At 58.2% G+C, this 22,931-nt stretch carries 22 protein-coding genes and 1 tRNA gene; 9 read left to right on the top strand and 14 right to left on the bottom strand.

Annotated elements, in window-relative coordinates; translation table 11 throughout:
- Window positions 1–10 precede the first annotated feature (10 nt).
- Together ACR3EQ_RS05280 and cls are read left to right on the top strand one after the other, a co-directional pair.
- A complete protein-coding gene (locus ACR3EQ_RS05280; protein WP_170614966.1) occupies window positions 11–985 on the top strand; it encodes an HAD family hydrolase in 975 nt (324 codons plus the stop codon).
- Between the two features lie 23 nt (window positions 986–1,008).
- A complete protein-coding gene (gene cls, locus ACR3EQ_RS05285) occupies window positions 1,009–2,421 on the top strand; it encodes a cardiolipin synthase (RefSeq protein WP_170614965.1) in 1,413 nt (470 codons plus the stop codon).
- On the opposite strand, the gene ACR3EQ_RS05290 is transcribed toward cls, so the two are convergent.
- A complete protein-coding gene (locus ACR3EQ_RS05290; protein WP_170614964.1) occupies window positions 2,401–2,850 on the bottom strand; it encodes an ion channel in 450 nt (149 codons plus the stop codon). The genes cls and ACR3EQ_RS05290 overlap by 21 nt on opposite strands.
- A gap of 181 nt (window positions 2,851–3,031) precedes the next feature.
- Here ACR3EQ_RS05290 and ACR3EQ_RS05295 point away from each other — a divergent pair, with 181 nt between their 5' ends.
- From ACR3EQ_RS05295 to ACR3EQ_RS05305, 3 genes are read left to right on the top strand one after another with little or no spacing between them, the layout of a single operon-like run.
- Window positions 3,032–3,679, top strand: a complete 648-nt coding sequence (locus ACR3EQ_RS05295) for an ABC transporter ATP-binding protein (RefSeq protein WP_170614963.1) — start codon at window positions 3,032–3,034, stop codon at window positions 3,677–3,679.
- Entirely contained in the window at window positions 3,676–6,090 is a 2,415-nt protein-coding gene (locus ACR3EQ_RS05300; RefSeq protein ID WP_480490013.1) for an ABC transporter permease, read from the top strand. The genes ACR3EQ_RS05295 and ACR3EQ_RS05300 overlap by 4 nt, the downstream gene beginning before the upstream one ends.
- Window positions 6,080–7,120: a lipocalin-like domain-containing protein gene (locus ACR3EQ_RS05305; protein ID WP_170614961.1), complete on the top strand. Its 1,041-nt coding sequence runs from the start codon at window positions 6,080–6,082 to the stop codon at window positions 7,118–7,120. The genes ACR3EQ_RS05300 and ACR3EQ_RS05305 overlap by 11 nt, the downstream gene beginning before the upstream one ends.
- A gap of 12 nt (window positions 7,121–7,132) precedes the next feature.
- Here ACR3EQ_RS05305 and ACR3EQ_RS05310 read toward each other — a convergent pair whose 3' ends face one another.
- From ACR3EQ_RS05310 to ACR3EQ_RS05330, 5 genes are all read right to left on the bottom strand, one after another.
- Window positions 7,133–7,564, bottom strand: a complete 432-nt coding sequence (locus ACR3EQ_RS05310; RefSeq protein WP_170614960.1) for a universal stress protein — start codon at window positions 7,562–7,564, stop codon at window positions 7,133–7,135.
- The gene (locus ACR3EQ_RS05315) at window positions 7,561–10,170 is read right to left on the bottom strand and encodes a TRAP transporter permease (RefSeq protein WP_480490015.1); all 2,610 of its coding nucleotides are present in this window, start codon (window positions 10,168–10,170) and stop codon (window positions 7,561–7,563) included. The genes ACR3EQ_RS05310 and ACR3EQ_RS05315 overlap by 4 nt, the downstream gene beginning before the upstream one ends.
- 111 nt (window positions 10,171–10,281) lie before the next feature.
- Entirely contained in the window at window positions 10,282–11,250 is a 969-nt protein-coding gene (locus tag ACR3EQ_RS05320; RefSeq protein ID WP_170614958.1) for a TAXI family TRAP transporter solute-binding subunit, read from the bottom strand.
- A gap of 253 nt (window positions 11,251–11,503) precedes the next feature.
- A complete protein-coding gene (locus ACR3EQ_RS05325) occupies window positions 11,504–11,929 on the bottom strand; it encodes a VOC family protein (RefSeq protein WP_170614957.1) in 426 nt (141 codons plus the stop codon).
- 31 nt (window positions 11,930–11,960) lie between these two features.
- The gene (locus tag ACR3EQ_RS05330) at window positions 11,961–12,566 is read right to left on the bottom strand and encodes an rRNA large subunit pseudouridine synthase E (RefSeq protein WP_170614956.1); all 606 of its coding nucleotides are present in this window, start codon (window positions 12,564–12,566) and stop codon (window positions 11,961–11,963) included.
- Window positions 12,567–12,781: 215 nt separating this feature from the next.
- On the opposite strand from ACR3EQ_RS05330, the gene ACR3EQ_RS05335 reads away from it, so the two are divergent.
- Entirely contained in the window at window positions 12,782–13,369 is a 588-nt protein-coding gene (locus ACR3EQ_RS05335; protein WP_170614955.1) for an HNH endonuclease, read from the top strand.
- 3 nt (window positions 13,370–13,372) lie between these two features.
- Here ACR3EQ_RS05335 and ACR3EQ_RS05340 read toward each other — a convergent pair whose 3' ends face one another.
- Window positions 13,373–13,837 carry a disulfide bond formation protein B gene (locus ACR3EQ_RS05340; protein WP_170614954.1) on the bottom strand — a complete coding sequence of 155 codons (465 nt, stop codon included), beginning with the start codon at window positions 13,835–13,837 and terminating at the stop codon, window positions 13,373–13,375.
- Window positions 13,834–14,412: a YqaA family protein gene (locus ACR3EQ_RS05345; RefSeq protein ID WP_170614953.1), complete on the bottom strand. Its 579-nt coding sequence runs from the start codon at window positions 14,410–14,412 to the stop codon at window positions 13,834–13,836. Before ACR3EQ_RS05345 ends, ACR3EQ_RS05340 begins: the two co-directional genes overlap by 4 nt.
- A gap of 145 nt (window positions 14,413–14,557) precedes the next feature.
- On the opposite strand from ACR3EQ_RS05345, the gene ACR3EQ_RS05350 reads away from it, so the two are divergent.
- Window positions 14,558–14,643 (top strand) — tRNA-Leu (locus ACR3EQ_RS05350).
- Between the two features lie 541 nt (window positions 14,644–15,184).
- Here the strand turns inward: ACR3EQ_RS05350 and ACR3EQ_RS05355 are convergent.
- From ACR3EQ_RS05355 to ACR3EQ_RS05365, 3 genes are all read right to left on the bottom strand, one after another.
- Complete coding sequence (locus ACR3EQ_RS05355; protein WP_170614951.1) at window positions 15,185–15,400, bottom strand: hypothetical protein; 216 nt, start codon at window positions 15,398–15,400, stop codon at window positions 15,185–15,187.
- A 280-nt stretch (window positions 15,401–15,680) separates the two neighbouring features.
- Window positions 15,681–16,346 carry an alpha/beta fold hydrolase gene (locus ACR3EQ_RS05360; protein ID WP_170614950.1) on the bottom strand — a complete coding sequence of 222 codons (666 nt, stop codon included), beginning with the start codon at window positions 16,344–16,346 and terminating at the stop codon, window positions 15,681–15,683.
- Window positions 16,343–16,975 carry a DNA-3-methyladenine glycosylase family protein gene (locus tag ACR3EQ_RS05365; protein ID WP_170614949.1) on the bottom strand — a complete coding sequence of 211 codons (633 nt, stop codon included), beginning with the start codon at window positions 16,973–16,975 and terminating at the stop codon, window positions 16,343–16,345. The genes ACR3EQ_RS05360 and ACR3EQ_RS05365 overlap by 4 nt, the downstream gene beginning before the upstream one ends.
- Before the next feature lie 96 nt (window positions 16,976–17,071).
- Between ACR3EQ_RS05365 and ACR3EQ_RS05370 the strand changes: the two genes are divergently transcribed.
- Window positions 17,072–18,298, top strand: coding sequence for an MFS transporter (locus ACR3EQ_RS05370; protein WP_170614948.1), 1,227 nt, complete (start codon window positions 17,072–17,074; stop codon window positions 18,296–18,298).
- A gap of 8 nt (window positions 18,299–18,306) precedes the next feature.
- Here ACR3EQ_RS05370 and ACR3EQ_RS05375 read toward each other — a convergent pair whose 3' ends face one another.
- From ACR3EQ_RS05375 to cysS, 3 genes are read right to left on the bottom strand one after another with little or no spacing between them, the layout of a single operon-like run.
- Window positions 18,307–19,083 carry a squalene/phytoene synthase family protein gene (locus ACR3EQ_RS05375; protein ID WP_170615109.1) on the bottom strand — a complete coding sequence of 259 codons (777 nt, stop codon included), beginning with the start codon at window positions 19,081–19,083 and terminating at the stop codon, window positions 18,307–18,309.
- Between the two features lie 2 nt (window positions 19,084–19,085).
- Entirely contained in the window at window positions 19,086–20,720 is a 1,635-nt protein-coding gene (gene cimA / locus ACR3EQ_RS05380; RefSeq protein ID WP_480490018.1) for a citramalate synthase, read from the bottom strand.
- Complete coding sequence (gene cysS / locus ACR3EQ_RS05385; RefSeq protein WP_170618970.1) at window positions 20,720–22,117, bottom strand: cysteine--tRNA ligase; 1,398 nt, start codon at window positions 22,115–22,117, stop codon at window positions 20,720–20,722. Before cysS ends, cimA begins: the two co-directional genes overlap by 1 nt.
- A 218-nt stretch (window positions 22,118–22,335) precedes the next feature.
- Between cysS and ACR3EQ_RS05390 the strand changes: the two genes are divergently transcribed.
- Window positions 22,336–22,680, top strand: coding sequence for an MmcQ/YjbR family DNA-binding protein (locus tag ACR3EQ_RS05390; RefSeq protein WP_170614945.1), 345 nt, complete (start codon window positions 22,336–22,338; stop codon window positions 22,678–22,680).
- The last annotated feature ends 251 nt before the right edge of the window (window positions 22,681–22,931 follow it).

Genomic DNA, 22,931 nt, shown 5'->3' on the forward strand with positions numbered 1-22,931 from the left:
GTGTTGTGTAATGCTGCGATTGTCTGCCATCGTCTTTGCCTTGACCTTTCCTGTCACCGGCAGTGCTGATCCCCTGCCAAGCTGGCAAGACACCGAGACCCGCGATCAGATTATTTCATTTGTAGAATCGGTAACGGATCCGTCCGGGCCAGCATATGTCACTCCTGCCGACCGGATTGCTGTTTTCGACAATGATGGCACCCTTTGGGCCGAGCAACCTGTGTATTTTCAGTTTATTTTCGCTATGGACCGTCTGGCCGAAAAGGCCGAACAGGATCCCTCAATCCTAACAACACCCATCCTGAAAGCAGCAGCGCAAGGAGATCTGGCGGCTGTCCTGGAAGGTGGACATGATGCTTTGATCGAAGTCGTCAACGCCTCGCATTCGGGCATGACCGTCGCCGAGTTTCAGGACACGGTCGCACAATGGCTCGACGAGTCTCGCCATCCGCAAACTGATCTCCGCTATGATCAGATGACCTATCAACCCATGATCGAGCTGCTGCGCTACCTGCGTGATGAAGGGTTCAAGACATACATCGTTTCCGGCGGCGGCCTTCATTTCATGCGTGTTTTTGCCGAAAGCGCCTATGGCATTCCGCCCTGGCAGGTCCTCGGCACATACGGCAATACCAGCTATGAAACGGTCGATGGCTCACCAGTTCTGGTCAAGGCACCGGGCATCGCCTTTATCGACGACAAGGAAGGCAAGCCAATCAACATCGAACGCACAATCGGCAAACGCCCGATTTTGGCAGGAGGAAACTCGGACGGAGATTTCGCCATGATGGAGTGGACGACGTCGGGCGAAGGACCACGACTGGGCATCCTGATACATCACACGGATGACAAACGCGAATGGGCATATGACCGCGAAAGCCCGATTGGGAAACTGGCCGACGGTCTGGACAAAGGGCCCGGGATGGGATGGGTCATTGTTGATATGGCGCAAGACTGGTCGCGCATCTACACTGGGGCGAACTGAACAGGTTCGGAGCTTTCAACCTCATGTGGACACTGCTTGTTTCCGCGTTTCTGATATTTCTCTACGTCACCGCTGTGGTGTTCTCGATACGGGCTGCACAGACGGCCCGCACGCCACAAGGTGCGGTCGGCTGGGTGGTTTTTCTGATCGCAACCCCCATGCTCGCAGTGCCAATGTACCTGTTTCTGGGTCATCACCGATTTCGCGGATACCGCATTGCCCGAAAGGAAAGTGAACGGGTTGTCGAAGGCATCAAGACCTTTGCAGACTTCTCAAAGCCGGACAGAGAAAGCATGCAGATCAATCCGCGCCCCTTCGAAGCCTTGGCGCATCTGCCGGTGTCCCGTGGCAATGGCGCGTCGTTGCTGATCGACGGTCAGGCGACCTTTGACGCAATTTTTGAGGCAATCGATGCCGCCAAGAATTATGTCCTGATCCAGTTCTACATCGTACGTGATGACACGTTGGGCCAGCAATTAAAGGATCGGCTGGTTGCGGCGGCGGAACGTGGGGTGCACGTACGCTTCCTGACCGATTCCGTGGGTAGCTATGGCTTGCCCACCGCATATCTTGAATCGCTGCAGCAAGCGGGAATTGATGTTGCAAACCCCAAGGAGCGCCGTGGTCCGAAGTTTCGGTTTCAGCTGAACTACCGAAACCACCGCAAAACTGTGATCATTGATGGCGAGACCGGGTTTATAGGCGGGCATAATGTCGGCGTGGAATATCTGGGTCAGAACGCGCATTTTGGCCATTGGCGCGATACGCATGTCCGGATTACCGGTCACATCGTTCGCCAGTTGCAACTGATCTTTACCGAAGACTGGCACTGGGCCCATGAAGAGGACCTGATCGACCATCTGGATTGGGCCGGCAGTGAATCCGATCAGGACATGAACGCCCTGCTGGTTGCCACCGGCCCGGGGGACGAGACCGAGACCGGCGCGATGATGTTCTTTGCCGCCATCGCCGAAGCGAAAGAGAGGTTATGGATCGCCTCGCCGTATTTCGTCCCGGACATTGACATCATGACGGCCCTTCAACACGCCGCCCTGCGCGGTGTGGACGTGCGGATTCTGGTCCCTGACATGATCGACCATCGCCTGCCCTGGCTTGCAGCCTTTGCCTATTTCGACGAAATCCGTGACTGCGGTGTTCGTGTTTTTCGATATGCCGACGGGTTCATGCACCAGAAGGTTTTCGTGGTTGATGATACTTTGGCAGCGGTGGGAACGACCAATCTGGACAATCGGTCCTTCCGCCTGAATTTCGAAGCGATGGCCTTGTTCTTCGACGCCCGGGCCGCTGAAGCTGCTGCAAGTATGCTGCGCACAGACTTTGAGAAAAGTTACGAACTGACCCGCACCCTGCAACAACAACCGGCACATATCCGCTTTGGAGCTCCTCTGGCGCGTCTATTCGCCCCTATCCTTTAACAACAACTCCTCCTGAAACACCCGAGTCATCAACGCGACCATGAAAGCGGTGGACAAGCCAAACGCCAAAAGGCCGGTCACGGATGCGAATGCCCCGAAGATACGCAGTTCTTCACCCAGAACGATGTCGCCGTATCCAAGCGTCGTGAACGTCACCAACGAGAAGTAGAGAGCCGAGTTCCAGTCGGGCAAGACATCACCAAAGACCCAGACAATGGCCCAAAGCCAGACTTGAAGGGTGTGAATCAGAACGATGAACACCAGCGCCACGCTGATCGGCGCGGCAGTAGTGAAAAAGCGGTGCGTGTCCTGCCACTTTTCAGTCAGTTTTTCAATCAACTGCGTGCACCATGTCAGCAAAGCAATCTCGATCAGAAAGCATATGCCCAGATAGATGCTGCCCCAGATGATCTGGTCGGATAAGGACATCCGCTCGCGCCTCGTGCCGAAGGGTGAAACCGTTGGCACAGCATGGACTTTTGCCCGGCCGGGAACAACCCCGGCCATCGACCAGTGCCGCACCTGCGGCGAAAGGAACCGGGAAAGCATGCGCACTGGACACTGGCGCGTCCCGTTGCACATTGTGACAGGAACCAGTCAGGATGCCCGGATGTTGCTTGTAGTTGATCAGGTCAGGAAATCGTACGCGGGTGGCCGCCCGGTTCTGAATGGCGTTTCTCTGTCACTTGATGCAGGCCAGACATTGGCGCTGACCGGGGAAAGCGGCAGCGGCAAAAGCACCTTACTGAACCTCGCTGCCGCGTTGGACAGTTTTGATAACGGCGAAATAACTCTGGACGGCACAGCGCTGTCGGCACTGGACGATCCGGGACGCGCCGCTTTGCGGTGCGACAGTGTCGCGCTGGTTTTTCAGCAGTTCAACCTGATCCCTTCGCTGACCGTCGGGCAAAACCTGTCCTTTCACGCCCGGCTGGCCAATCGCCACGACCCGGACTGGATTGCGCATCTGGCCGACAGGCTGGGGCTGACCGATCTGGTGCACCGCTATCCGGAAAACTTGTCCGGCGGACAGCAACAAAGGGTCGCCATAGGGCGCGCATTGGGCGTTCGGCCCAAGCTTTTGCTGGCGGATGAGCCAACGGGCAATCTGGACGAGACCGCCAGCGCGGCGGTACTGGATCTGATGCTGTCACTGGTCGCAGATACTGGAACGGCACTGCTGCTGGTCACCCATTCCCATGCCATTGCCGCGCGACTGGACCAGCACGCCCACCTTGCTGGCGGACACATCGCATGACCTTTGTGGTCGTTCAGGCGCTGTGGTCTCACTGGCGTAGGCATCTGTTGCAACTGGCAACGCTGCTGATTGGAATTGCGCTGGCAACCGGTCTTTGGTCAGCAGTGCAGGCCATCAATGCCGAGGCGCGGGCCAGTTATGATCGCGCCAATTCACAACTGGCAATTGGCCAGTATGACATTCTGAGAAACCCAGCGGGCCCGATCCTCATCGAACGCTATGTCGCGCTGCGCAAGGCCGGGTGGCAGGTTGCAGCGGTTCTGGAAGGGCCGTTTCGCATCGCTGATCGAACGCTGCGCCTGATGGGCGTGGACATGATCTCCTACCCCGCCCTGCCCGCAATTACGCAGGCAGAACAAAGCGCCGAGCCGCCCGAACCGGTCGACGTGCTGACAGCCCCGGGGGTGCTTTTGATCTCGCCGGTGTTGGAACCTGTGATCGCTGAACACTCCGGACTGCCCAAAGCGATCGCGAGCGCGTCTCTGCCACCGGACGTTATCCTGACCGACATCGGCGTTGCCGAAACCCTTATGAACAGACGGGGTGAAATAAGCCGGTTGGTCATATTGCCCGTTCAACCCCGCACGGTCCCGCCTTTGTCGGAACTCGCACCCGAACTGGAACGGATCAGCCCGTCATCGCAGCTGGATACTGCGCAACTGACCGAAAGCTTTCATCTCAACCTTTCGGCCTTTGGCCTGCTGTCTTTCGCCGTGGGCCTGTTCATCGTTCACGGTACGGTTGGACTGGCCTTTGCCCAGCGACGCGGCATGATCCGGACTTTGCGGGCCTTGGGCGTCTCCATGCGTCGATTGGTTTGCCTGATCTTCGCAGAGTTGACCATGCTTGCTCTGGTCGGCGGCGGGCTGGGCCTTTTGCTTGGCTTCTTTCTGGCAGGTGCGTTACTTCCTGACGTGGCAGCCACCTTGCGCGGTTTGTATGGCGCCCCTGTCAGCGGACAGTTGTCGTTGCAGCCTCAATGGGCCGCTGTAGGCATCGCCATGGCCGTTGCCGGTACGCTGATGGCCAGTGGACACGCGCTATGGCGACTGTCTCGAATGCCGCTTCTTGCGGGTCCGGGCCTGCAGGCGTGGGGCAAGGTCACAAGCTCACGCCGGATTGCGGGCTTCACCGGCCTCGGGTTGATCGTTGCGGGCTGCCTCGCCTTGTTGGTTTTCCCCGGGCTGATCGGCGGGTTTGCCCTGTTGGCTGGTATCCTGACCGGATCGGCCCTGCTGCTGCCTGCGTTTCTTTCAGCGATCATTCATGTCCTTGAGCGCAAGGCCCGCAGTCCTGTTGCGCAATGGGTCTGGGCGGACATGAGGGCGCAGCTTCCCGGCCTTTCACTTGCCTTGATGGCTTTGCTGCTGGCGTTGGCCGCGAATATCGGTGTCGGGACGATGGTGTCCAGCTTTCGGCTGACATTTACTGGCTGGCTGGATCAGCGCCTGACGTCCGAATTGTACGTCACGGCCATAGATGACGAACAAAGCCAGGAAATCGTCGAGTGGCTCGCCCCACAGGTGGATGCCATTCTTCCGATCCGTCGGGTCGAACTGCCCCATGAAACTGGTCCCTTGTTCCTATACGGTGTGATCGATCACGCGACATACCGGAAGCACTGGCCGCTGATCGCTTCGTCGCAGGATGTCTGGGATCGCGTCATGGCCGGAGAGGTTGTTCTGATAAACGAGCAACTGGCCCGCCGTTCCGATCTGTGGCCCGGAGATCAGTTGGCCCTGACACCCGGTCGGATGCTGGAAGTTGCTGGTGTCTATTCCGACTACGGCAATCCGACGGGTCAGGCCATCGTGTCGATGGAACAGCTAAATGAAATCGCGCCCAATACTCCGGCTCGGCGTTTTGGTGTACGCGTTTCCCCGGAAGCCGCTGGCAAGCTGGCGCAGGCAATCCGAGACCGTTTCGAATTACCACGCGAAAGCGTTGTCCAACAGGCAGCGATGAAGGCGCAATCCATAACTGTGTTCGAGAAGACATTTGTTGTGACTTCGGCGCTGAACATTCTGACACTCGGCGTTGCCGGATTCGCCATCCTGACCAGCCTTCTGACATTGTGGACACAACGGCTGCCGCAGATCGCGCCGGTCTGGGCACTTGGGCTGAGCCGCGCGCACCTGGCCCGGCTGGAGTTGCTGCGCAGCGGGCTGTTGGCCATCCTGACGGCCTGCCTGGCGCTGCCGCTGGGCCTTGTTCTGGCCTGGGTTCTGCTGACTGTCATCAATGTGCAGGCTTTTGGCTGGCAGTTACCAATGTTCCTGTTTCCAAGGGAATGGCTGGGTTTGTTTGGATTGACCGTTGTCGCAGCGCTTGCCGCCGCAGCCCTGCCCGCCTTGCGACTGCTGCGCCTGCCCCCGGCGGACCTGCTGAAGGTGTTTGCCAATGAACGTTAGGACCATGCTTTTCATGTTGCTATTGGCGCTTCCCTGTCCGGCTTTGGCACAGGGCTATGCCGGGTTGGGCGGCTCCGCCGAGGGCTTTGATGTTCCTGAACCCGGCTACCAATTCAATTTTCCGCAGGATCACGGCCCGCATCCGTCCTTTCGCATCGAATGGTGGTACCTGACGGCAAATCTGCGCGGTGAAGATGGACTGGATTACGGTGTACAGTGGACCCTGTTTCGCTCAGCGCTGAAACCGGTTGAAACTGGTGGTTGGCAGAGCCCTCAGATCTGGATGGGACACGCCGCTGTCACAACGCCCGATACCCACTATTTTGCCGAGCGCCTGTCGCGTGGCGGTATCGGGCAGGCCGGGGTTTCCTCGCACCCCTTCGAGGCATGGATTGACGAGTGGCGAATGGGTGGTCCGGACCTGAATACCCTGTCGTTGACAGCAAATGGCGAAACCTTTGGATATGACCTGTCGCTGACAGCCGATGGACCGCTGGTTTTTCACGGTGAGGATGGGTATTCAGTCAAATCCGCAGATGGTCAGGCCAGCTACTACTATTCTCAGCCCGCCTACACGGTCCGGGGCACACTGCACTTGCCGGACCGGGATGTGGAAGTCACCGGTCAGGGGTGGCTGGATCGCGAATGGTCATCGCAACCTTTGGCTGCGGACCAAACCGGCTGGGACTGGTTCTCGCTCAGCTTTGACGGTGGCGACAAGCTCATGGCGTTCCGTCTTCGCGGCGCGCGCGGAGACTTCACCTCGGCCACTTGGATCGGCGCGGACGGAGAGGCTACCAGCCTGCCGAATGGGTCTGTTTCAATGACGCCGCTGGAAACCGCAATCGTCGCAGAACGCGGTATTCCGGTTCGGTGGCGTGTCACGTTACCGGATCGTGACCTGGATGTCGAAGTATCGGCCCTGACACCAAAAGCGTGGATGGGCACCCGGTTCGAATACTGGGAAGGCCCGATCAAAATAAAAGGCACCCACGAAGGTCGTGGGTACCTTGAGATGACAGGCTACTGAAGCAGCGCTGACCTAGCGGACGACATAAACTGAAACGTTCGCGTGCCGCACGACGCGGGCGGCATTGGGCCCCAGCAGATAGTCCTTGAGATCGGGCTTATGCGCGCCGATCACGATCAGATCGCTGCCCGCGCTTTCTGCTGTCTTCAGGATTTCCTGATAGGCTGTTCCGGTTGCCACCACGTGACGCACTTTTTCGTTGCGTTCTTTGCCCAGTGTGGCCTCGCACAATTCCGACAGTCTGGCATGGGCGTCCTGTAGCGCCTTTTCGTGATGATCGGGTTCAAAGAAGCCGGACACCCAGGTTTCACCAAAATCCGGAACGATCGACACGACATCCAGTTGCGCGCCCTCCATCTCGGCCAGCGCCCCGGCTTTTTTCAGGACCGGGACATCCAAATCCCCGTTGCTGATATCAACAGCGCAAAGAACGGAACGTGTCATGCGGGCACCTCTTGTCTTGCGGCGCGGCCGCGTTGCAGGAAGGCGATCAGACCCAGCAGGATCATCGCCGGGATGAAGACCAGTTGTTTCGGCGGCTGGCTGGACGGCAGACTGACCGAGGACAGGCGCACGGCCTCGTCCCCGTAATAGTCGAAATTGCCCAGATCATCCGCCACTGGCGAGCCGAACAGGGGTTCTTCCAGTTTGACCAACCCGTCTTCTTCGATCAGCAGCAAGCCCATCGCCTCGACACGCGCGGCACCGCCTTCTTCACTGCCGACCGGGACGACGATGGTTGTGTCAACCATCTGCAAGGTGTCGAAATCCGGCCCGCTGATGACCATCCGAACCTCGGTGCCCGGAGGTGTTTCACCCATTGCCTCGACAAATGCCGACGGTTCGACCGTTTCAAATGGCGGTGAAATGCGATCCATGAAGAAGTCCGGTCGGAACAGCGCAAAGGCCACAATGATCAGCGCGACGCTCTCATAGATACGGCTGTGGGTCAGGAAGTATCCCATCGTTCCAGCCGTGAAGACCAAAATCGCAATCGTCGCGGATATGGCCACGATGATGCCTTCGACCCAAGTCACATCGATCAACAGAAGATCTGTGTTGAAGATGAACACAAACGGCAGAGCCACGGTGCGCAAACTGTAGAAGAACGCGGTGAATCCGGTCTTGATTGCGTCGCCCCCCGACACGGCGGCAGCCGCAAAGCTGGCCAGACCAACCGGCGGCGTCACGTCGGCCATGATACCGAAGTAGAACACAAACAGGTGCACGGCGATCAACGGAACGATCAGGCCGCTTTGAGCGCCCAGTTCAACCACGACACCCGCCATCAGCGAGCTGACGACGATGTAGTTCGCCGTGGTTGGCAGGCCCATGCCCAGGATCAGGCTGAGTAGCCCCACCATCACCAGCATCAGGATCAGGTTGCCGCCCGAAAGGAACTCGACCAAGTCAGCCATAACCTGTCCGACACCCGTCAGCGTCACAGTCCCCACGATCACACCCGCAGTGGCCGTGGCCAGCGCGATACCGATCATGTTGCGCGCACCGTCGATAAGGCCCTGCCACAGGTCAGCAACTCCTTCCTTGAATGTCGCGGACATGTTGGTTTGTCCCCGGAACAGCGCTTTGAGCGGTTTCTGCGTCAGAAGGATCACAAACAGCAGTGCCGTGGCCCAGAAAGCCGACAGACCGGGCGACTTCTGTTCGATCATCAGGAAATAGACCAGAACGATGATTGGCAGAAGGTAATGCAGACCTGCCTTGTAAATCTCGCCAATGACCGGCAGCGTGACTTCCTTGGCATTGGGATCATCAGGCTCCAGATCCGGAACCTGCGCCGCCAGATACAAAAGGCCAACATAGATCGCGCAGACAATCAGGCTGAGGATAAGCCCGGCTTGCGTCGGCACCCAGCTGGTCACGGCATCGACCGGAAATTGCGAGCCATAGCAGAGCCCGGCAAAGATCAGGAAGAAGGACAGCATCCCGACTACGGTTCGCGCCAGATGTACGTCGCGGTCGCCCAGCGTTGGCATGTTCCGCTTCACCGCCTCAAGATGGACGATGTATACCAGTGCGATGTAGGAAATCGCGGCAGGCAGGAACGCGTGGGTGATCACCTCGACGTAAGAGATGCCCACATACTCCACCATCAGGAAGGCTGCGGCCCCCATAACGGGCGGCATGATCTGACCATTGACCGAACTGGCGACCTCGACCGATCCGGCCTGTTCGCTGGAAAAGCCGACGCGCTTCATCAGTGGGATAGTGAATGTTCCGGTGGTCACGACATTGGCGATGGACGAGCCCGAAATCAGGCCGGTCGCCGCCGAACCCACCACGGCCGCCTTGGCCGGGCCACCGCGCAGGTGGCCAAGCGCGCCAAAGGCCATTTTGATAAAGTAGTTCCCTGCCCCGGCCTTATCCAGCAATGCACCGAACAGCACGAACAGGAACACGAATTTCGTCGAAACACCAAGGGCGATGCCAAAGACACCTTCGGACGTGATCCACATGTGGCTCATCGCCTTCTTGAGGCTCGCGCCTTTCCAGCGGATTACTTCGGGCACCCATTCGGAAGAGCCGAAGAATACATAGGCAAGAAAGATTGTGGCAATGATCGCCATCGCCGGGCCAAGCGCGCGGCGCGCGGCCTCGAACAGCAGCAATAGACCACCCAGAGCGACCCATTTGTCCGTGTCGTCTGCCAGACCGCCCGCATTGACGATCTTGTCGTAGAAGAAGAAACCGTAAAGCGCGACAAACGCGCCCAGAATTCCCATGATCCAGTCCTGGATCGGGATGTAGTTTCTGGGGCTGGATTTCAACGCAGGATAGGCCGCGAAGGCCAGGAACATCGCAAAAGCAAGATGGAACTGCCGTGCGTTATTCACAATGCTGCCGGGAAGAACATAGTTTGCGATCGGTGACGCCAGAAGCACCTGAAAAATCGACCAGATCGCGGCGACAATTGCCAGAAACAGGCCCACGTTTCCGGCTGGATCACGGGCCCCTGCATCCGAAGATGCGACCAATTCCTGAAGTTCTTCTTCGGATAGCGGACGATTGCCCTGCTGATCAGCGCTCATCAAATCTCTCCCCGTTCAGCGGCCGGTTTCCGGCGCGGTTTTTTGTTCCGGTGTTTCACCGGTTGAAAAACGAGGCGCCGAAAAGCGCCTCGTCAAATTGTTTAGGACGGATTACTGAATCCAGCCTTTTTCTTTGTAGTACTTCTCGGCACCCGGATGCAGCGGAGCCGACAGGCCGTCCGCAATCATCTCTTCCGGCTTGAGGTTGGCAAATGCGGGGTGCAGCTTTTTGAAGTCATCGAAATTCTCGAAGACCGAGCTTACAACTGCATATACAGCGTCTTCCGAAACGTCAGCCGATGTGACGAATGTCGCGCCCACACCAAAGGTCTGGGTGTCGCCATCCGATCCACGATACATCCCGCCGGGGATTGTAGCAGTACGATAGAACGAGTTGTTTTCAACCAGCTTGTTGACCGCATCGCCGCTGACATTCACCAGAACTGAGTCACAAGCGGTGGTTGCTTCCTGGATCGAACCCGACGGGTGACCAACAGTGTAGACCATCGCGTCAATCTGGTTGTCGCACAGGGCAGCAGACTGTTCGGCTGCCTTCAGCTCGGTTGCCAGCTCGAAATCGCCGGTGGTCCAGCCCATTTCGCCCAGCAGGACTTCCATGGTGCCGCGCTGACCGGAACCGGGGTTACCGATGTTGACGCGCTTGCCTTTCAGGTCCTCGAAGTTGGTGATACCGGAATCGGCCCGCGCAACAACGGTGAACGGCTCGGGGTGAACCGAGAATACGGCGCGCAGGCCTTCGAACGGGCCAGCCTCTTCAAATTTCGAGGAACCGTTATATGCATGGTACTGCCAGTCGGACTGGGCCACACCAAACTCCAGTTCACCTTCGCGGATGGTGTTGATGTTGTAGACCGAACCGCCGGTCGATTCGACCGAGCAGCGTACCCCGTGTTCCTTGCGGCCCTTGTTCACCAGACGGCAGATCGCACCGCCGGTCGGATAGTAAACGCCAGTCACGCCACCGGTGCCGATTGTGATGAATTCCTCCGCAAAAGCAGCAGGCGCCATCAGCGCAGCGGTTACAAGCGCGCCAAGGCCCAGTTTGCTGTTGTTTTTCATTTTCGTGATCTCCCAAATCTTTATTGTGGTCGGAAGATCCGTAAACAACCCCTCCTAAGAGCTTGTCAACACAGCAAGTTCCCCCGTCGACAAAACGGGCTCACGCACCTGAATTTCAAAAATCTCCCAACACTTACGACGTTTCATTCCAATACATCGCTTGTCAACCCCCGCATCCCGCAAGCCCGTGCAAAGCCGCATATCTGACGGTGTTTCCCGAACTTTCCCCCGGACGATCCAAGGACAGTCCCTTTCAGCCCCACAAATGCGGTTCGGCAAACTCGACCGAATTGCCGGCCGGGTCCCGCACATACAGCGAACGGGCCCCGTTTGGCCAATCAAACTCGGCATCCAGGGGTACGTTCCAATCGAGCAGATGCTTGCGCATTGCGTCCATTTCGACCCGCGAAATGGCAAGGCACACATGCCCGGGCCCGCGCGCGCCATGCGGCGGCACCGGCAAGTCAGGATTTCGCGGTGCTTGTTCCGTTTCCTCGGCGTTGAACAACAACAACACGGAACGGCCCACGCGGAAGAACACGTGCCGGTTGTCCACGCGCTGGATTTTCTCCAACGCCAGAATGTCGCCGTAAAAACGCTCTGCCGCGTCCAGATCATTGACGTAAAGCGCCGCCTCCAGAACTGCCGACGGGCGCGGTATGTCCGGTGTGACTTTCATGAGCCCAGTGTACCTCAGGCCCTGCCTTCTGTCACCGTCGCGGTCTGCGGTCCCTCTTTCGTTGCGGTGCTGCGGAAACCTCAGGCATGGGCAGGCTTTCCCATTGCCCCGGCTGCAATCCCTCCAGCGTCCAATCCCCGATGCGGGCGCGAACCAGACGCAATGTGGGATGTCCGACCGCTGCCGTCATCCGGCGCACCTGCCGATTGCGCCCTTCGCGCAGGGTCAGTTCGATCCAGCAATCAGGAACCGTCTGACGCACCCGGATTGGCGGCGTCCTGGGCCAAAGACTTTCCGGTTCGTCAATCACCCGCGCCTTTGCGGGCCGGGTTGACCCATCATTCAGTTCGACCCCTTCGCGCAGCGCCTTCATCGCGGCAGCGTCCGGAATACCCTCGACCTGAACCCAGTAGGTCTTGGGCATCTTGTGTTTCGGGTCGGAAATCTGCGCCTGCAGCTTTCCGTGATCCGTAAGCAGCAGCAAACCCTCACTGTCCCGATCCAGTCGTCCGGCCGGATAGACACCGGGCAGATCGATGTAGTCGGACAGCGTGCTGCGCGGCGAATCTCCGTTCGCCCTGTCGGTAAACTGCGGCAGGACATCGAAAGGTTTATTGAAGCGAATGAACCAGGACATGAACTACGCCATAGCGCGCAGAAACCACCTAGCGCAAGCTGTGGATAACTGTCACGCGATTGTTACGGATTCGCATTAATCAATCCCCGAGATATTGTGGAAAATCAGGGCTTGTCAGAGTTTTAACACGATATATAGTTAAGTTAAGGCCGGGGCGGGTGTTCCCCGCTCTGATGTCAAAAAACGGGCAGTGCAGAGCGAGGAGCGATTCTGTTATGGACGGAGACTTCAGGACCGAATTTGTCAGGGAACCCGGTGCACTCAGGCGTCATCCGGCACTGGTCCTGAACGCTGATTATCGCCCCCTGTCCTATTATCCTCTGTCTCTTTGGCCATGGCAGGAGGCGATCAAGGCCGCCTGGCTCGATCGGGTCGACATCGTGGCCGAATATGACGAAGTTGTCCGCAGTCCCAGTACCGAGATACGAATACCTTCGGTCGTTGTTCTGAAAGACTATGTAAAACCCAGAAAGCGCGTGGCCTTCACGCGCTTTAATTTATTTCTGCGGGATGAATTCTGTTGCCAGTACTGCGGCAGCCGAGGCGACCTGACGTTTGACCACGTTGTTCCGCGCGCGGCGGGCGGCGTGACCAGCTGGCAGAACGTGGTGGCAGCATGCAGCCCATGTAACCTGCGAAAAGGGTCAAAATCGCTGCGGCAAGCTGGCATGTCTCTGCGCAAGCCACCCCGCCAACCCGATGCCGAGGCGCTGCGCAATATCGGGCGCAAGTTCCCGCCCAACCATCTGCACGACAGCTGGATCGACTTCCTGTACTGGGATGCGGAACTGGATCAGATCTGACGTTTACCGGGCCCGCCAAGCTGCAAGCCAGACCAGAACCAAACCGGCCGACAATACGGCATTCCATCCTGCCATGGACAGGCCAAGCATTTCCCACGGGATGTCGTCACAGCGCACCAGCGGCGCGTTCATGATCTGATCCATCAACTCGGTCGTCGACAACCCACCAATGTCGCTGGACGTGCAGCTGCTGGGACCTTCCCACCACTTCTGCTCGACGCCGGCGTGATACACACCGATACCCGCCGTGGTCGCAGCGGCCAAAGCCCCCAGAAGCGGCAGAACCGTGACCCGAGGCAAGGCAAGCGCCACGGCACCAATCAACGCTGCGGCGGCGTGCGGATACCGCTGCCAAATGCACATCTTGCAGGGTGCCAACCCGCCAAGGTACTGGAATCCCCATGCCCCCAACAGCAAGGCGACAGACCCAGCGGCCGCAATCAGCACTAATCTGTTTCGGTTGGTCATAGGTACTTCACCGCGAAAAATCCGCCGAACAACAGCAAGATGAACAGGGTAAACATCAGGCCCAGGCGCTTTTCGATGAAATCGCGTATCGGTTCGCCGAACCCCCACAAAAGCCCTGCAACAACAAAGAACCGCAAGGCCCGTGCCAGAATTGAGGTCGCAACAAACGTCCCAAAGGGCATCCCGGTCCAGCCGGACATGATCGTGATGACCTTGTAGGGGAATGGCGTAACACCTGCGGTCAGCACAGCCCAGAATCCGAAATCGTTGAAACGCTCGTTGAACTCTTCCATGGCATGGCCTTTGCCCATCGCCTCAAGGACCGGTTGGCCGATGCTTTCATAGAAGAAGGCTCCGATCGCGTATCCCAGCATCCCCCCCAGCACCGACGCCACGAGGGCAACGGTCGCGATGAGCCATGCCCGCGACGGCCGCGCCAGGATCATTGGAATCATCAGCACATCCGGCGGGATCGGAAAGAACGAGCTTTCCACAAATGCCACAATGGCCAGCGCCCAAAGAGCATGCGGATGTTCGGCCAGACGGATGGTCCAGTCATAAAGGGATCGCAACATAAAACACTAAGGTCCAAATCTCACACCCGGCAAGGCAAACCATGCACCCATCGGGGCGTCAACCGTTCAAAGGCAAACAATCCGGATACTGGTTGTTTTTTGCCTCTGGACCTTCCCCGCGTTGGGCGATAATCCAGTGTTCGTGGCCCAAGTGGCGGAATGGTAGACGCAGGGGATTCAAAATCCCCCGCCTTCACGGGCGTGAGAGTTCGAGTCTCTCCTTGGGCACCACAGATTGCGATAAGATATTGCTTTTGGGAGATATCTACAGGGATCGAAGTGTAATTTCTGATTTTCAAAAACAGATAAATGATTTCCCTTTAATCTTCCCGGCGCGTTACGGATCGGTGTGTGGACCAACTGAGGATGCGCTCTCCTGGCTTTCTTGAACGATCAACAATCGTGCCGGCAACACCCCACGCCATTGTTTCGTCAGACCAGGCAATAACGCGAACAGCACACTACTGGCGCAGCGCATGGAAAAGTTAACACAAGGTGAACAAGGCGTTTTTTGTGCGTTCAGCCTCTCCCGGACAAACTGTTTCCAAACAAACAACAGTAATTCTGTGAGAGTTGAACCGGGGTAACATGGTGCGTAGCGACAATATTGACCTCAAAGATGACCATAAAAAATGGGCTGAATGGTCGTTGGAGCCAAAGAAACGGCCGCGCAAAATGACGGATATTGCGGCCGGGTTCGTCGTCGCGTTTTCGGCATTTGTCACCTGCGACGCCCATCAATATCTGAATTTCTAAAGCGCTTGTCCTGCTCCTAAAGCTGACGCTTGCGGCTCAAAAAACCGTATTTGACAGCCCAGGACCGAAAGGACCGGCGTTTTCGCCGGTCTTGTTTTACCGATTTCTTCGAATGCGCGCCGGCTGTTCTGTTGAACTCGAACACATCGATAATCCGCTCGGCGCAGCCGCATGCTTCGCCCATACCGACTTTGGCGAAATAGAACTTTTCGAAAGATTCAGAATTCTTCATGATAATCCCCTTCACCGGCATTGAACCGGATCGGATGAAAATTGCCAAATCACTTCTTTGCCGTTCGGGATATTGGCCGGATTTTGAGGGATCGAAATACTGGTTTTGACCCGTGGACTTGGACCAGATAGCCGATCCGGGTGCGGATACGACCACCGGGCAATGCGAGCCTATGATCCGAGAAGCCGGACAGATCTCTGCTCTTGGTTTGAATCTCTGTTGAATGGAAGCGGCGGTGAAATCGCATCCATTTCTTGTTTATCGTTGATCAAAGAACGACTTACAGGCTGAGCTTGTCGCGCATGAAGGCCAGCGCCACGCTCAGCCCGTCAGGAGCGATCCCGTGGCCCGTGCCCTTCATGACATGGGCGTAAACCTCTTTGAAACCCGCCGATTGCAGGGCTTCGGCGGCCTCGGGTAGCGATTGCGGCGGCACCACGTCATCGGCGTCGCCATGCACCAGCAGGACCGGCATGCGGCTGACAGTTTCGTCCACCAGCATGTCCGGTTCCAGCAGCCGGCCCGAAAAGGCGACGATACCCGCCACCGGGTCTTCGCGCCGGGGGGCGACGTGCAGGCTCATCATGGTGCCTTGTGAAAAGCCGAACAAAACCAATTGTTCCGGCAACAGATCCTCATCCACCATCAAAGCATCAAGAAAGGCGTTGAAGTCTTCAACCGCCATCGCCATGCCCCGGCGCGCCTCTTCCTCGGACGAGCCATCGATCCACGGGATCGGAAACCACTGAAACCCGTTGGGCATTCCGGGTATCTGTTCCGGCGCATCCGGGGCCACAAACAGCGTGTCGGGCAGATGTTCGCCCAGCGGGTCGGCAAGGCCCAGCAAATCAGCCCCATTGGCGCCGTAACCGTGCACGAATACCACGACCGAGCGTGTATCCCCCGAAACCGGCTCTTTCCGGAGCGCATTCAAAACCCGTGTCATCTGATCCCTTCTCGTTCTTTCGCGACCCGGTAATAGGCCCACAATACCCGCGCCGCAACCGACCGCCACGGTGACCAGGCTTCGGCCATTTGGCGCAACTCCTTGTCCGTCGGGCGTTTTGGCAGGTCGTACAGAATTCGCGCAGCCTCCTGCAATGCCAGGTCCCCAGGCGCGATCACGTCCGCGCGGCCCAACGAGAACATCGCGTAGATCTCGGCGGTCCAGACGCCGATGCCTGGCACTTCGGTCAATGTGGCCACAACATCCGCGTTAGGAGCATCGCGCAATGCCCTGTAATCAATACGTGCTTCGGCCAGCGCGCGGGCGTATCGGATTTTCTGACGGCTCAGCCCCACGGCGCGCAGATCGTCATCGGTCGCCCACATGATCTTGCGCGGTCCAGTGAGCTTGGCATCCTGCAGCCGTTTCCAGATCGCATTGGCCGAGGCCACGCTGACTTGCTGGCTGACAATCGCACTGAGCAGCTGCGCAAATCCATCCGGGCGACGACGCAAGGGCAATGGCCCGGTTTGGTCCATCGCGTAGGCCATGCGCGGACAGGTTTCTGCCAGCCACCCTGCCCCTTCGGCAACGCATTCGGGCGTTTCGATGATGCGTCCGACGGACATGGCCTCTCCATAATGTGATACGGGCCGCACGTTAGGCACATATGCCGCATATGCAACCCGCTTGTGTGCCGGGGATTTCACCGATACCCATGCCCCATGACGATGATCACTGCCTCTCCCGACAATTCTCAGGCCAAACGCAACGTAGCGGTTCTGGTTGCCGCGCAGGCCATTCTGGGCGCGCAAATGCCGATGATGTTCATTGTCGGCGGGTTGGCGGGGCAGTCGCTGGCCAGCAACCCCTGCCTTGCAACATTGCCTATCTCACTGATCGTGCTGGGGTCGATGCTGGCCGCCACACCGATCTCGGCGATCATGCAGAAATGGGGTCGCCGGGTGGGTTTTCTTGTTGGTGCAACTGCCGGAGCTTGTGGTGGCGTTGTCGGGGCGTACGGCCTGTACCTGGGGTCTTTCCCGATCTTCCTGCTGGGCAGCCTGCTGACCGGTATCTATATGAGCGCACACGGCTTTTACCGTTTTGCCGCCGCCGATACTGCGTCAGACGGCTTTCGTCCGAAGGCGATTTCCTACGTCATGGCTGGTGGGCTTGCCGCTGCAATCATAGGACCCCAGATCGTCAAGCTGACGGCGCAAGCGTATGTCATTCCATTTCTCGGCACCTATCTGGCCGTGATTACCGTAAACGTATTCGGGTCGGCCCTGTTCTTTTTCCTCGATATTCCCACACCGGAAAAACCCGCCGAAGACGCGCCGAAGGGCAGAACGCGGATCGAAATGCTCAGAACGCCGCGCATCGCGGTGGCGGTGATTTGCGCCATGGTGTCCTATGCGCTGATGAACCTTGTAATGACATCCACTCCACTGGCGGTTGTAGGTTGCGGTTTCAGCCCGAATGACGCGGCGGATATCGTGACCAGCCATGTTCTGGCGATGTATGTCCCCAGCTTTTTCACCGGCCAACTGATAGCCCGGTTCGGGGTTGAAAAGATCGTCGCGCTCGGGCTGGCCATTCTGGCAGCGGCCGGCGTCGTTGCCCTGCAAGGCGTTGAGCTTGGCAATTTCTTTGTTGCCCTGATCCTGCTCGGGATCGGCTGGAATTTCGGCTTTATCGGCGCGACCAGCATGCTCGCGGACTCGCACGACTTGAACGAGCGTGGACGGATGCAGGGACTGAACGATCTGCTGGTATTTGGCGGTGTTACTCTGGCGTCGCTGGCATCGGGGGGACTGATGAACTGCTCGGGCGGTTCACCGGTCGAGGGATGGACGGCCGTCAATCTGGCCATGATCCCATTGTTGACGCTGGCCGGTGGCGCATTGTTGTGGCTGGTTCTTAAACCGGCCGAGGCCGAAACAGCCTGACAAACGTATTACCAGCGACCGCTGACGGACCGCCACATCAGTGACGCGCGGCGACTGACTTCCCCTTGCCACAATGTGCCATTGGCGACGCGTTCAGGCTGCGCCAACGCCTGCTTCAACACCCAGTCCGCCTGCCAGCCAGCGAATAGCGCGGGTCTGGCCTGCACTGAAACATCCGCCCGCCTTGCGCGCGCGCTGTTCAGCCGATCCAGCCCAGCCTGCGCCAATGCGCGTACGGCATCGGGTGTTCCCTTCAACAAAGGAATGCGGCCGCGCGCCTCAAGCTCGGGGATGGCGCGGAACCAGTTGGCGACCCCGACGCCATAGCCAAAATCGCGCAAAACGGCTTCATCTGCAGCGCCGAGCGCCTGCGCTGACGCGACCATCAATGTTCCCGCACTCTGGTCGATATAGGTATCGAAGTGCTCTTCATCTTCGAAAGAGTCTTTGTATATATCCCAACGCCTTACCGCCACATATTCATCCATAGCCGAGGCCAGATGAGGGCTGAGAACCCTGGATAGCGGCGTCACGACCTCATGCCGTCTTACCGTCGGGCCTTGGGCGATTTCCTGAAGCGCATCTCGCCACCATTGCAGGCGCATTTCCGCGATCATCGGCTCTTGCGTCACCCACGGCGCCCTCGCAACTTCGACATTCAGTGCGTAAATGGGAAACAGGACCGCGCGTGCAGGAACCGGGGCGGCCATTGCCGCCATGAATCGATCCGGATCCGCCCGGTGCACCAGTTGCGCACAGGCCTTGAGATCGTCGTCGAATTGCACGCTCACTCTGCCGCTTCCGAACGCGGATTGCAGTCGCGTATCAGTTTCCACTGGATCGCATCCAGCAGCGCCTCAAACGAGGCATCAACTATGTTGGCACTGACACCAACAGTTGACCATCGACGTCCCTGCCCGTCTTCGCTGTCGATGATGACCCGCGTGACCGCCTCGGTGCCGCCCTGAGTAATGCGCACCTTGAAGTCGACCAGATGCATGTCATTCAGTATCCGCGAATACTGACCCAGATCCTTGGCCAACGCCTTGGCGAGGGCGTTGACCGGGCCCCGGTCGCTGCCGTCGCCGTCCAGCGATTCACTGACCGACAGTTTCTTTTCCCCGTCGACCTTCACTACAACGACGGCCTCGGAGAGGCTGACCATCTTGTTGTATTTGTTCTTGCGCCGCTCAACCGTGACCTTGTAACGCTTGACCTCGAAGAACTGAGGCAGTTGCCCCAGTTCCGCACGGGCCAGCAATTCAAAACTCGCCTGCGCGGTGTCGTAGGAATACCCAACCGCCTCGCGCTGCTTGATCCGCTCCAGTATGCGCCCCAGCGCCGGATCGCCGGCTTCGACCGTCAGCCCGGCTTCGGTCAGGCGTTTGCGCAGGTTCGATTGCCCGGCCTGGTTTGACATCGGAATGATGCGCGAATTGCCAACAGTCGCCGGGTCGACATGTTCATAAGTCGACGGGTCCTTAAGAATCGCGCTGGCATGCAGCCCTGCTTTGTGCGCGAAGGCTGAGGCCCCGACATAAGCCGACTGCTTGCTGGGCACCCGGTTCAATATGTCGTCCAGCATCCGACTGATCCGCGTCAGACCTGACAAAGCTTCGTGACTGACGCCAACCTCATAGGTCGAGGCATAGGGTTCCTTCAGCAAAAGCGTAGGAATCAGGGCGGTCAGATTGGCGTTACCGCATCGCTCGCCCAATCCGTTCAGCGTACCCTGTATCTGGCGCGCGCCTGCATCTACAGCGGCTAGCGAACAGGCTACCGCGTTTTCCGTGTCGTTATGGGTGTGAATACCTAGACGGTCCCTAGGCAGCCCGGCAGCGATCACCTCGGAAACGATGCGCCCGACCTCCGCAGGCAAGGCACCACCATTAGTGTCACACAATACAACCCAGCGCGCACCAGCGTCCAGTGCAGCGCGACAAACCGAGATCGCATAGTCAGGATTGTCCTTGTATCCATCAAAGAAATGCTCGGCATCGAACAAAGCCTCGCGACCCTGCGCCACGACATGCGCGACCGAGGCGCGCACGTTCTCGGTGTTTTCCGCAAGGTCGATACCAAGCGCGTCGGTCACGTGATAATCATGTGATTTCCCCACCAGACAAACCGCTTGCGTCCCTGCGTTCATCACCGCCGCCAGAACGTCATCATTGTCTGCGGACCGACCCGAACGTTTGGTCATCCCGAACGCGGTCAGACAGGCCGAAGTCTTTGGTGCCACATCGAAAAACGCACTGTCCGTCGGGTTGGCACCCGGCCAGCCGCCTTCGATATAGTCAATCCCCAGCGCATCCAGCGCTTGTGTGATCTGCACCTTTTCAGCGGTCGAGAACTGAACGCCCTGTGTCTGCTGCCCATCGCGCAGGGTGGTGTCATAAAGATAGAGCCGTTCCTTGGTCATCACACACCTTCCAGCTTGGATGCGTCAAAGCCCGCGCCGGGGACCAATTCGACACTATCCTTGCCCATCCGAACTTCAATGCCTGCTGAAACGTACAGGGCTTTCAGACGATCCACTTCAGCGAAATCCTTGCTCTGCATGGCAGCAGCCCGTGCCTGAACAAGCTTTTCGGCATGGCCGGACAAATCGACGCTATCTGTATGCGCCCAGTCCCCCATCTCATCCGTCAGAAGACCAAGAAGACGGGTGCCAGCCAACAGAACAGCAGCGTCCCCTTTCGCTGCGAGCCGGTGCAGTTCCGCGACGGCACCCGCAGTATTCAGATCATCGGCCAGCGCCTCCACAAACGCGGGCGTCACGCTGGCGGCGGGCTCGATGCCCGCTGTCAGCGTCCGCCATTTCCGCAGCGTCCCCTCGGCCTCGCGCGCCTTTTTCTCGGTCCAGTCCATGGGCTTGCGGTAGTGAGTTTGCAGGAACACAAAGCGGATCACCTCGCCCGGCACACCCTGCTCCAGCAGATCATGGACGGTAAAGAAATTACCCAGCGATTTGGACATTTTCTTCCCTTCGACCTGCAGCATCTCATTGTGCAGCCAGACCCTTGCAAACTCACCATGCGGATGAGCGCATTTGCTCTGGGCGATTTCGTTCTCATGATGCGGGAACATAAGGTCATTGCCGCCCCCATGAATGTCGAAGCTTTCGCCCAAGAGTTCATAGGCCATGGCCGAGCATTCGATATGCCATCCCGGACGTCCACGGCCCCAGGGCGACTCCCAACCAGGCAACTCATCGGTCGAGGGCTTCCACAGAACAAAATCCATCGGATTCTTCTTGTAGGGCGCAACCTCGACCCGCGCGCCTGCGATCATGTCGTCGACCGACCGCCCAGACAGGTTTCCGTATTCTTCCTTCCAGCTGTCCACCGCGAACAGCACATGACCTTCGGCCGCATAAGCGTGCCCCTTTGCGATCAGGTCTTCGATCATTTCAATCATCTGATCGACAAATTGTGTCGCTCGCGGCATCTCGTTCGGCTCCAGCGCCCCCAGGGCGCCCATGTCGTGCAGATACCAGCCGATGGTTTCATCCGAACGCTCCTGCACCAACTGCTCAAGCGACCCGAACGCGCCTGCCTGCTTTCGGGCCAGTGCCGTCGCATTTATCTTGTCATCCACATCCGTGAAGTTGCGCACATAGGTCACATGTTCCGGGCCGTAGACATGCCGCAGCAATCGATAAAGTACATCGAACACCACCACGGGCCGGGCATTGCCCAGATGCGCACGGTCATAGACGGTCGGGCCGCAGACATACATCCGCACATTGTCGGCATCGATCGGCACGAAATCTTCCTTCGTCCGCGTCCGTGTGTTGTGCAGTCTGATGGTCGTCATCTGGTGGGCTCCTAAGAAACAGCAGTAGCTTGCGCGTTGGCGCGGGCTTAGCAACTTGTCTCAGGGATGAAAACGAAAGAAACCGGCCCGCTCGAGAAATCAGCAGGTAATGCAGCAGATAATGATGCAGGTCATCCGGTTCATGAGGACCGATTACCACGTAAAGCACGACAAGCCAAGGCTTGTGATCGCGCGGATGGCGGGGCACTCTGCCTTGTATGAGCCGAGATCTCGTGAACTCCATATGCCGTGACCTACCCGGAGCGGAAGTGTCCGACCCCTGGGGTGGCGGTCATGACGCGTGGAAGATTGGCGGCAAGATGTTTGCCTGCATTGGCACGGCGGGCACCGGCGTTTCAGTAAAAACCCCTGATGTCGACACTGCGCAGATGCTGATCGAAGCGGGCGTCGGCACCAAAGCGCCCTATTTCCACCGCAGCTGGTTGCTGCTGCCATGGGAAACGGATGCCGACGAGATGCGCCACCGGCTGACCGCTTCCTATGACATTGTGCGCAAATCGCTTACCAAAAAAGTACAGGCTGAGTTGCCACCTCGTAGCTGATTGACAATACAACGCGATTCAGACCCGGCCGGAAAACGAGTTCGCGCCACGCCCAGAACGGAGCGATACCGCAGCCGACGGGGGCGTTGTCCTTGCAGATCAACCTTGCCCACCAACCCAACCGGAGCGGTCTTTTCCGCCGACCCGTTTCAAAGCATCTCTGATATTTGCCGAACACGCGACCTTTGACTGATTTCGGACGAAGTCGATGATACTCAGGTTTGGGGTGGCGTCCATATTTCGCCTCGTAC

It is taken from the genome of Ruegeria sp. AN11 (assembly GCF_056536005.1).